The 10,061-nt window shown below is 47.7% G+C and carries 13 protein-coding genes; 9 read left to right on the top strand and 4 right to left on the bottom strand.

Annotation, left to right across the window (positions count from 1 at the left end; translation table 11 throughout):
• A partial coding sequence (locus tag QUB52_RS26005; RefSeq protein ID WP_332976308.1) for a hypothetical protein occupies window positions 1–1,266 on the bottom strand: 1,266 nt, incomplete at its 3' end.
• A gap of 651 nt (window positions 1,267–1,917) precedes the next feature.
• Here QUB52_RS26005 and psaA point away from each other — a divergent pair.
• The 6 genes from psaA (at window position 1,918) to QUB52_RS29345 (ending at window position 7,861) form a co-directional block, all read left to right on the top strand.
• Window positions 1,918–4,212 (top strand): photosystem I core protein PsaA, encoded by a 2,295-nt coding sequence (gene psaA, locus QUB52_RS26000; RefSeq protein ID WP_265239056.1) that lies wholly within the window; start codon window positions 1,918–1,920, stop codon window positions 4,210–4,212.
• A gap of 108 nt (window positions 4,213–4,320) precedes the next feature.
• A complete protein-coding gene (psaB, locus tag QUB52_RS25995) occupies window positions 4,321–6,546 on the top strand; it encodes a photosystem I core protein PsaB (protein ID WP_265239055.1) in 2,226 nt (741 codons plus the stop codon).
• A 147-nt stretch (window positions 6,547–6,693) separates the two neighbouring features.
• Window positions 6,694–6,873, top strand: a complete 180-nt coding sequence (locus QUB52_RS25990) for a hypothetical protein (RefSeq protein WP_332975304.1) — start codon at window positions 6,694–6,696, stop codon at window positions 6,871–6,873.
• A 40-nt stretch (window positions 6,874–6,913) separates the two neighbouring features.
• On the top strand, window positions 6,914–7,072 hold the full coding sequence (locus QUB52_RS25985; RefSeq protein ID WP_265239053.1) for a hypothetical protein: 159 nt from the start codon (window positions 6,914–6,916) through the stop codon (window positions 7,070–7,072).
• A 12-nt stretch (window positions 7,073–7,084) separates the two neighbouring features.
• On the top strand, window positions 7,085–7,624 hold the full coding sequence (locus tag QUB52_RS25980; protein WP_265239052.1) for a cold shock domain-containing protein: 540 nt from the start codon (window positions 7,085–7,087) through the stop codon (window positions 7,622–7,624).
• 111 nt (window positions 7,625–7,735) lie between these two features.
• A complete protein-coding gene (locus QUB52_RS29345) occupies window positions 7,736–7,861 on the top strand; it encodes a DUF6939 family protein (RefSeq protein ID WP_375339827.1) in 126 nt (41 codons plus the stop codon).
• A 38-nt stretch (window positions 7,862–7,899) separates the two neighbouring features.
• Here the strand turns inward: QUB52_RS29345 and QUB52_RS25975 are convergent, their stop codons facing one another.
• From QUB52_RS25975 to QUB52_RS25965, 3 genes are all read right to left on the bottom strand, one after another.
• A complete protein-coding gene (locus QUB52_RS25975; protein WP_265239051.1) occupies window positions 7,900–8,094 on the bottom strand; it encodes a hypothetical protein in 195 nt (64 codons plus the stop codon).
• Window positions 8,095–8,244: 150 nt separating this feature from the next.
• Window positions 8,245–8,439: a hypothetical protein gene (locus QUB52_RS25970; protein WP_236506337.1), complete on the bottom strand. Its 195-nt coding sequence runs from the start codon at window positions 8,437–8,439 to the stop codon at window positions 8,245–8,247.
• 154 nt (window positions 8,440–8,593) lie between these two features.
• Window positions 8,594–8,806, bottom strand: a complete 213-nt coding sequence (locus QUB52_RS25965) for a helix-turn-helix domain-containing protein (protein WP_193974409.1) — start codon at window positions 8,804–8,806, stop codon at window positions 8,594–8,596.
• A gap of 163 nt (window positions 8,807–8,969) precedes the next feature.
• Between QUB52_RS25965 and QUB52_RS25960 the strand changes: the two genes are divergently transcribed.
• The 3 genes from QUB52_RS25960 (at window position 8,970) to QUB52_RS25950 (ending at window position 10,004) form a co-directional block, all read left to right on the top strand.
• Window positions 8,970–9,440: a hypothetical protein gene (locus QUB52_RS25960; protein ID WP_265239050.1), complete on the top strand. Its 471-nt coding sequence runs from the start codon at window positions 8,970–8,972 to the stop codon at window positions 9,438–9,440.
• Between the two features lie 79 nt (window positions 9,441–9,519).
• Window positions 9,520–9,759 (top strand): hypothetical protein, encoded by a 240-nt coding sequence (locus tag QUB52_RS25955; RefSeq protein WP_332975305.1) that lies wholly within the window; start codon window positions 9,520–9,522, stop codon window positions 9,757–9,759.
• Window positions 9,756–10,004 (top strand): type II toxin-antitoxin system RelE family toxin, encoded by a 249-nt coding sequence (locus tag QUB52_RS25950; protein WP_332975306.1) that lies wholly within the window; start codon window positions 9,756–9,758, stop codon window positions 10,002–10,004. Before QUB52_RS25955 ends, QUB52_RS25950 begins: the two co-directional genes overlap by 4 nt.
• The last annotated feature ends 57 nt before the right edge of the window (window positions 10,005–10,061 follow it).

Genomic DNA, 10,061 nt, shown 5'->3' with positions numbered 1-10,061 from the left:
TTGCTCAACAACTTTGGGTATTTCTAGTTGAGGTGTTGCTATCGGCTGTGGTTCGATGACTTTAACTTGCTCAACAACTTTGGGTATTTCTAGTTGAGGTGTTGCTATCGGCTGTGGTTCGATGACTTTAACTTGCTCAACAATTTTTGGTATTTCTAGTTGAGGTGTTGCTATCGGCTGTGGTTCTATTGCTTGAACGGGAGCAACTTCGGGAGCAACTATTGTATCTGAGGTTGGTTCGGTAACTGGTGTTTTTTCTAATACAGGTGTCGGTTCCGGTTCTGGTGTCGGTTCGGGGGTTGGGGTTGGTGTGGGCTTTGGGGCTTCGTAGGTGCGATCGACTATACCGCGAGTATCTGCTTCTGTTAGGGAACCCCGCACTAATTTTGCAAGAGTATCTTGCCCCTGCGGTTCGTAATTTATCAGTCTGACTGTATTATTAAAGGCGTTTTTGACGGTATTTCCCCGTTCGTCGATTAATTCTAGTTGTACCCAATTTTTGCCGGGTTTGAATCCTTTAAGATATATAGGTTGCAACTGGTCGATCGCAAAACTTTCCCCGTTAACTGTGGCTCGAATTTTCCAATCGAGTATGTCATCTTGGGAATTTGCTTGCGCCACTTGGTGCAAAGGCGCATTTGTCAAGTAAAAATCGAGCAGGATGGGTTCTGCGCCGTAGTTGCCTTGGGGGCTGTTGTATGTTAATAGGGGCAATGTGCGATCGGGATTGTTGTCCTGTGTTTTGGTAAAAATGTGGAAAGTGGTTTGGGCCAAAGCACCTTCGTTTTTAAAGCTTTCTTCCCAAGGGCTAGTGGCAAACACTCGCAGGGTATGGGTTCCGGGTTCTAAGTCGGAGAGTGTTACAGACTGGTTTATGTCATAAACTGCTGTGTAAGGTTGGTTGTCTAATAAAACTTGCAGATGGGGCCCCAAACCCAAGTTTGCTTCTTTGAAAATGGGGAAGTCCTTAACTTGGAACTTAACAGACACATTTATATCCTGAAGCACTTCGTCAGGTTTTGGATTCAAAATACTTATTTGAGGCTGGTAGATTTTTAGCGCCTGACGCAGTTGTTGAATGGCGAATGGGGGGGAAACCTCTGAGATTCTGTTTAAGAGGGCGGTAGCTGAGCCGCTCTTGTTCCCTGATTTGGACAATTCGGGATTGTCCGCGCCACAACTTGCTACACCCAAAATTAATACTGCTGCTGCGAACAATGCCACCAGCCTGCCTGCAACCGTTCTCTGCCAATTGATGCCAATCACGCCACTATACTCCTAGAAGCCTTCTCATAGGGAACTATAGCCCAAAACTGAATTTAGAATTGGGGAATTGTCGATCGGGCATTCGAGATGCAGTCTAGCCCAGACGTTGGCGCAGTAGGCAACCTATCCGATCTGACTAATAACTCCCGCAGCCGTTTTCTTAAACATCTCTTTATAAATGAGTATTTCTCAATCACTTAATCTTTGAGTTTTGTAAATTTAATGGCAATACCCCTTGACTTTTTTGAGGGGCTGTGGAAATTAAAGCGGCGATTACATCAAGAATTGAGGCTTTTTTAAGTATTGTTAACAAGCGATTAATACTTCAGATAACAGGCTTATAATTCATAAAACTCCCTCAAAAGGAGCAGCCGCATCAATCCTGAATCAATCTTGAATCAAGGAAGCGATCGGTAGCTCCAGATAGCGAGAGAGTTGGCAGTACCCAGGGACATTGTTACCGACACTGGGGAACTGGCTTCTTCCGAGAAGCAAAATGCTTGGGGAAACGATGCACCTGTGTCTAACTCTGCAAAGAGTCAAGTACAAGCTGTTTCGGGGAACCGAGAATCCCCCCGCCTAATTAAGCGCGGGGAGTGTCAGATACAGTATTCAGTTCTCGTTCCTTGTCTTACCGAGAGGAGAGTCTTCATGACCATTAGTCCTCCAGAGCGAGAGGTAAAAGTTAGAGTAGTAGTCGATAAGAATCCGGTTCCAACCTCTTTTGAAAAGTGGTCAAAACCAGGTCATTTCGATCGCACTCTAGCTAAGGGGCCAAAAACCACCACTTGGATTTGGAACCTTCACGCTAACGCTCACGACTTCGACAGTCATACAAGTGACTTAGAAGACGTTTCGCGCAAAATTTTTAGCGCTCACTTCGGCCACTTGGCAGTAATCTTCGTTTGGTTAAGCGGCGCATATTTCCACGGCGCAAAATTTTCCAACTATGAAGCTTGGCTGACAGATCCTACAGCCATCAAGCCCAGCGCTCAAGTGGTTTGGCCGATTTTTGGCCAAGAAATTTTAAATGCAGATGTAGGCGGCGGTTTCCACGGAATTCAGATCACATCTGGTCTGTTTCAACTGTGGCGCTCCAACGGCATCACTAACTCATACCAGCTATATTGCACTGCGATCGGCGCCTTGGTAATGGCAGCTTTGATGCTATTTGCTGGTTGGTTCCACTATCACGTCCGCGCTCCGAAACTGGAATGGTTTCAGAACGTAGAATCGATGATGAACCACCACTTGGCAGGTTTGCTCGGCTGCGGATGCTTAGGCTTTGCAGGACAACAAATTCACGTTGCTCTGCCGATCAATGCTTGCATGGACGCGATCGATGCAGGTGCACCGCTGACAGTAGGCGGCAAGCTGATCAAAACAGTTGCCGACATCCCGCTGCCACATGAGTGGATTTTGACACCGAGCTTGATGGCAGACATCTACCCAAGCTTCGCTAAAGGTCTAACGCCCTTCTTCACCCTCAACTGGGGCGCATACACAGACTTCCTGACCTTCAAAGGCGGTCTGAACCCCACCACGGGCGGTCTGTGGCTGACTGATACAGCGCACCATCACTTAGCTTTGGCAGTGCTGTTCATCGTCGCCGGACACTTCTATCGCACGAACTGGGGCATTGGCCACAGCTTCAAAGAAGTTCTGGAAGCTCACAAAGGCCCCTTCACTGGCGAAGGCCACAAGGGAATGTACGAAATTTTCACACAGTCTTGGCACGCCCAACTGTCGTGGAACTTGGCCTGGATGGGCTCTATCAGCATCATCGTGGCTCACCATATGTACGCGATGCCTCCGTATCCGTACATCGCAACCGACTACCCCACTCAGCTATCCCTGTTCACCCACCACATGTGGATTGGCGGATTCCTGATTGTTGGAGCAGCGGCTCACGCAGCAATCTTCATGGTGCGGGACTACAATCCGAGTCAGCACGTTAATAACTTGCTTGACCGCGTACTCCGCCACAGAGATGCAATCATCTCTCACCTCAACTGGGTTTGCATATTCTTAGGCTTCCACAGCTTCGGTTTGTACGTTCACAACGATACAATGCGGGCTTTCGGTCGTCCTCAAGATTTGTTCTCAGATACTGGTATTCAATTGCGTCCGATATTTGCCCAATGGGTGCAAAATATCCACGCCTTGGCTCCTGGTAACACAGCGCCTAATGCTATGGAAATCGTCAGCCACGCTTTTGGCGGCGGTGTAGTAGCAGTCGGTGGCAAAGTAGCGATGATGCCGATCGAATTGGGTACGGCGGATTTCTTAATCCACCACATCCACGCTTTCACAATTCACGTTACAGTCTTGATTCTTTTGAAAGGCGTGTTGTTTGCACGCAGTTCTCGCTTGGTTCCTGACAAAGGCAGCTTGGGCTTCCGGTTCCCTTGCGACGGCCCAGGCCGTGGCGGTACCTGCCAAGTTTCTGGTTGGGATCACGTGTTCCTCGGCTTGTTCTGGATGTACAACTGCATCTCGATGGTGATTTTCCACTTTAGCTGGAAAATGCAATCGGACGTGTGGGGAACAGTATCGCCAGACGGCACAGTTTCTCACATCACCGGCGGCAACTTCGCACAAAGTGCGATCACCATTAACGGGTGGCTGCGGGACTTCCTGTGGGCGCAAGCTTCTCAGGTAATTCAGTCCTACGGTTCGGCACTGTCGGCCTACGGTCTGATGTTCCTAGCTGGACACTTCGTGTTCGCCTTCAGCTTGATGTTCCTGTTCAGCGGCCGCGGCTACTGGCAAGAACTGATTGAGTCCATTGTTTGGGCTCACAACAAGCTGAAAGTAGCTCCTTCGATTCAGCCTCGCGCTCTGAGCATTACTCAGGGTCGGGCAGTGGGTGTAGCTCACTACCTCCTGGGAGGGATTGTCACTACGTGGGCATTCTTCCTAGCGCGAATCATCTCGGTAGGGTAAACTACCTTTAGGTTTTGGATTCAGGATTTGGGAGCAATCTCAAACCCAGAATCCAAACCTCGGAACCGAACCTCTTCAACGTTCAGGATTCAGGATTAATCAAGGCTTATGGCAACGAAATTTCCAAAATTTAGCCAAGACCTTGCCCAAGACCCGACCACACGGCGGATCTGGTACGGGATTGCCACAGCACACGACTTTGAAAGCCACGATGGCATGACCGAAGAAAATCTTTACCAAAAGATTTTTGCTTCCCACTTCGGCCACCTAGCAATCATTTTCTTGTGGACTTCGGGCAGCCTGTTCCACGTAGCATGGCAAGGTAACTTTGAACAGTGGATTAAAGACCCTCTAAACGTTCGCCCGATCGCTCACGCGATTTGGGACCCTCAATTCGGTGCTCCAGCAGTAGAAGCTTTCACTCAAGCGGGCGCTTCTAACCCAGTGGACATCTCTTACTCCGGCGTATACCACTGGTGGTACACCCAAGGGGTTCGGACAAACGGCGACTTGTATCAAGGAGCTATCTTCTTGCTACTGTTGGCTTCTGTCATGCTGTTCGCAGGTTGGTTGCACCTCCAGCCCAAGTACCGTCCTAGCTTGTCTTGGTTCAAGAATGCTGAATCTCGCCTCAACCACCACTTGGCTGGTTTGTTCGGTGTCAGCTCTTTGGCTTGGACTGGTCACATGGTTCACGTCGCTATCCCCGAATCTCGCGGACAGCACGTAGGTTGGGAAAACTTCTTGTCTACCCCGCCTCACCCGGCAGGTTTGGCTCCGTTCTTCACTGGTAACTGGGGCGTTTACGCCGAGAACCCAGATGCAGCGAGCCATGTCTTCGGTACTGCCGAAGGCGCTGGAACCGCAATTCTGACTTTCTTGGGTGGCTTCCATCCTCAGACAGAATCTCTGTGGTTGACAGACATTGCTCATCACCACTTGGCGATCGCAGTTCTGTTTATCGTTGCCGGTCATATGTACCGGACTAACTTCGGTATCGGTCACAGCATCAAAGAAATGTGCGATTCCAAAGATTTCTTTGGTAAGAAAGTTGAAGGCCCCTTCAATATGCCTCACCAAGGCATTTATGAGACATACAACAACTCTCTGCACTTCCAATTAGGTTGGCACCTCGCTGCTTTAGGCGTGATTACCTCCCTGGTTGCACAGCATATGTACTCGATGCCTCCTTACGCTTTCATGGCGCAGGATCATACGACGATGGCTGCGTTGTACACGCACCACCAATACATTGCTGGTTTCATCATGGTCGGCGCTTTCGCCCACGGAGCTATCTTCTTGGTGCGGGACTACGATCCTGAAGCTAATAAAGGCAACGTGCTCGATCGCGTGTTGCAGCACAAAGAAGCGATTATCTCTCACTTGAGCTGGGTATCGCTGTTCTTGGGCTTCCACACCCTCGGCTTGTACGTTCACAACGACGTTGTAGTCGCTTTCGGAACTCCTGAAAAGCAAATCTTGATTGAACCAGTGTTCGCACAGTTCATCCAAGCTGCTCACGGGAAGGCTCTGTACGGCATGGACGTGCTACTTTCCAATCCTGACAGCATTGCTGCTACTGCTTGGCCCAACTACGGCAACGTATGGCTCCCAGGCTGGTTGGAAGGCATTAATAGCTCTACTAACTCTCTGTTCTTGGCGATCGGACCTGGCGATTTCTTGGTTCACCACGCGATCGCACTTGGCTTGCACACCACCACCTTGATTTTGGTCAAGGGCGCTCTGGATGCACGCGGTTCTAAGCTGATGCCGGACAAAAAAGACTTCGGTTATGCTTTCCCTTGCGACGGCCCCGGCCGTGGCGGTACCTGCGATGTCTCTGCTTGGGATGCGATGTACCTGTCTGTTTTCTGGATGCTGAACACCCTAGCTTGGGTAACGTTCTACTGGCACTGGAAGCACCTAGGCATCTGGGAAGGAAATGTGGCTCAGTTCAATGAGTCTTCAACCTACCTGATGGGCTGGTTCCGCGATTACCTCTGGCTGTATTCTTCTCAGTTGATCAACGGTTACAACCCGTATGGTACTAACAACCTGTCTATCTGGGCCTGGATATTCTTATTCGGACACCTGGTTTGGGCAACTGGTTTCATGTTCCTGATCTCTTGGAGAGGTTACTGGCAAGAGCTGATCGAAACCTTGGTTTGGGCTCACGAGCGCACTCCTTTGGCTAACTTGGTTCGCTGGAAAGACAAGCCTGTTGCTTTGTCGATCGTCCAAGGTCGTTTGGTTGGCTTAGTTCACTTTACTGTGGGCAACGTCTTCACTTACGCGGCCTTTGTAATTGCCTCGACGGCCGGGAAATTCGGGTAACTCTGAACTCTGGTTTCTAGGTAATTAAATGAAATCCCCTGCCTTCTGGCGGGGGATTTTTTTTTGATCTAGCAACTGCCAAGATAGTTAGTATAGTAGGGGCAGGTTCGCCAAAATCTTTGATGCCGAGCGACAAAAAATCAAAACTTGCCTCCCCACGACTCTCGCTTTGATACGCTGCTGCGGATTTCTCAATCACAGCCCACAGCTTCTTCTGCTATGCTGAATTTATTAGCTCAAGCGATCGAGCAAGCAGAAGCAGAATCTGACGCAGATGCGAAGCCACTATCCGGGAAGCCAAAAGAGCTTTTCACCTGCCATGAGTGAAACAGCCAAACTCCCCGCTCGTGAAGTAATCCAAAAGACTATGAGAAATTTTCTAAGTGTCTATCAACGGCTTGACGATCTAATTCTCAGTTTAGATGAACTAATTGCTATGGTAGAGGCTGATATTCGCAACAGTCCGATTAATGTTCATCGGCGAGAGAATGCGAAGCGATTGGCTCAGTCTGTTAAGCAGGAATAAAAGTGCGATTTTATGAAACCTGTTCTGAATAAAGGGCAACTGACAACCTGGAAAGACGATCGGGGGTTTGGCTTCATTAAACCGGATGATGGCAGTAAAGAAGTTTTCTTGCATATCAGTGCGCTGAAGGGAGTAAGTCGCCGCCCCAAAGTCGGAGATACGATTTTGTACGAGCGAGTTGCTAAAACAGACTGGAAGGTACGTGCCACTAGAGCCTCAATTCAAGGTGTTGCACTTCGACATGAGCCAACGAAGCAGAAACCAAAGAAACGCGGTGTACTCAAAACAGTTGTTGGTATTGGGATTCTGGCTGTCATTGTGCTTTTTACAATGGAGTTCAGTCCTAGTCGTTCTCCCTCTCCAATTACATCGATCGCAAAACCAGGATGTACTATCAAAGGCAACATCTCGATCGATACAGGCAATAAGGTTTATCACCTTCCAGGCATGGAAGATTACGAATCAACAGCGATCAATCTAGCTAGCGGAGAGAGATGGTTTTGCACAGAGTCAGAAGCGAGGGCCAATGGTTGGCGTAAAGCACCGAGGTAGCCCCAGCATCCCAAAAACCGCGCTGCACCAGAACGGATTGCCGAATAAAGAAGCAAGAAGTCGATATCGCCCTTTTTGCTATCGTGGATTTACTCGCTCCTCCAATTGACTATGCAACTCTACGTTGAAAGCAAAAGAAAGAAAATTGAGGTGATACGCAAGCAATATTCTCAAGTGGAGATGGTTGATGTGACATCCAAAGCTGATCGACCTTGGGTAGAGTTTAGTCGCTTTTAGCGGTAAAGATGAAACTGTTGACCTGGTTTTTTTCAGATTCAAATCTCCCCATTCACCTGCATCTGATGCACTTTGTCAGCCAATTCTTGCAAGCGCTTTTCATCTAAATCATCGATCGCCAGCATCCCTACATAGATGATTTCCTTCAGCGTTAGTCTGGTTGCTAGCGCCTTTTTCTGCACAAGATCCTTGATAATCGGGCTGACTCCAATGGCGGTACTGGCTCTAGTCACAAAACTAACCGGAGATTAACAACTTCGACTCAATCTTAGCATCTTTAAGCTGAGCTTTTAGCTGCGATGCAAAATGCTTAAGCGCGTCTTGACAAGACACGACGAAAAAGTCATAGTAAAAATGTGGAAAGGTCGATCGCCCTTCTCCCCTCAAATCTCGCCATTGACCTGCATCTGATGCACCTTGTCAGCCAATTCTTGGCGGCTTTCCTTATCGAGTGCATCAATTGCCAGCATTCCCAAGTACACGACTTCCTTCTGAGTTAGTCTGGTCGCTTGGGCTTGTTTTTGAATGACTTCCTTAATCACGGAACTGACCGCGATCGCCGTATTAGTTTTTGCCACGAAGAATAATCAACAATTTATAACTTTCCTTGATGTTACCATCCTCAATCCGATTAACTACAATAATGTTTGACTAACTACAGTTAATCATGCTATAGTGCAAAAAATACAAAAAAGCGATCGCCCCAGTATCGAAAACTCAAGGTCGATCGACCTACTCTTCCAAAACCTCAACCAAATCCTCAATCATCACATCAAAAGTCCGAGCTAACCTCCGCAGGCAAGTAAAGTCTACCATTGCCATTTCAGGACGACGAGCATAGCTTCTGACAGTGCTATAAATTACCCCAGAGCGATCAGATACTTCCTTAAGCGTCCAGCCCTTCTCCGCCGCTAGTTCCCGAATTTTTAGCCTGACTAAACCCATGCTTGACAGTTGATGCAATTGCGTCGTATAATTTTATATGTAAAAGCTGATCGCCCCCCGGCCTCGAAAACTAAAGGGCGATCGTCTTTAAAACTTACATAGACAGTTACTAGCTGTCTTAAAGACCTACCAGACTTATCTACAATCAGAATAGGTACTTACAATGATATCAGAAACTCCGGCAAAATCACGGGCGATCGCAGAATCCAAGATAATTCACAAATCTCCCATCCTGCATCCGCTGGCAAGATTTGTCACAGAAGACACAGTAGCACTGCTTTTCAACATCTCAACACAGGACATTTACCGGATAGAATGCTGTCGCTACATGGTGTATGTCCACGCCAAAGGCATCAGCCGGTTTGTCAGCTACGCCGATTTTCCCCCAATTTTAGAAGTCAATCCCCCTTCCCTTCAAGATTTTGGCCGGTGGTACAAGCGCTGGAAAAGCAAGCAAGCACCCGGATTTTGGACTAAATTTTATACGCACAACTTCAAAGCGGCTGTTTCAGTTGACGGCTTGTTTGAGTGGGGAAAATTGGTAGCTACGGTTAAATTGGTTATTTCTGCTTCCGGGCTGCAACAGCTACGAGATGTTTATGCCGCAGAAAAAGATTTGATGGAAAAATTTTAAAGTGCGATCGGACGAGCAACTGTGAAAATGGACACAGGCACAATTAAAAATGTAAAAATAAATATAGAGAAAAGTTTTAATGGCTGAGAATACCGTGAAAATAGATATCTCATTTCAATCACTGGTAGAAGCAATTTCGTCACTGGAAATTGCAGAAAAACAGCAGCTTTGGGAACTTTTGGAAGCTGAATTATTCCCGGATGAGGAAGATTCTCCAGAAGATATTACTGAAATTGAGGCTGCCCGTGCTGATTACAAAGCCGGTGATTACATCACGTTTGACGAATACACGATTCAACGGGCAAGAAAGTCAACATGACTTATACAATCATCATACCCAAAGCTGTGCAAAACCAGCTAGATGCCTTCCCCGATGATGTCTACGAGCGTATCGCTGTCAAAGTTCAGCAACTTGCCGAAAATCCGCGGCCCGATGCAGTGGTTAAACTCAAAGGTTATGAAAATGAATACCGTATTCGCATCGGTGATTATCGCGTTCGTTATGAAATAGAAGATCAAGAGCTCACGATTCTGCTGTTGCAATGCGTAAGGATTCAGGTCTAAGATTGGGGAATTAAAGAAGGCATAAATAAGTCACAAAAATGGGCAGATATAGCATCA

Source organism: Microcoleus sp. A6-C6, assembly GCF_036705955.1.
Lineage (GTDB): Bacteria > Cyanobacteriota > Cyanobacteriia > Cyanobacteriales > Microcoleaceae > Microcoleus.
The sequence above is the reverse complement of the archived record's forward strand: the minus strand, read 5'-3'. Positions and strand labels throughout refer to the sequence as shown.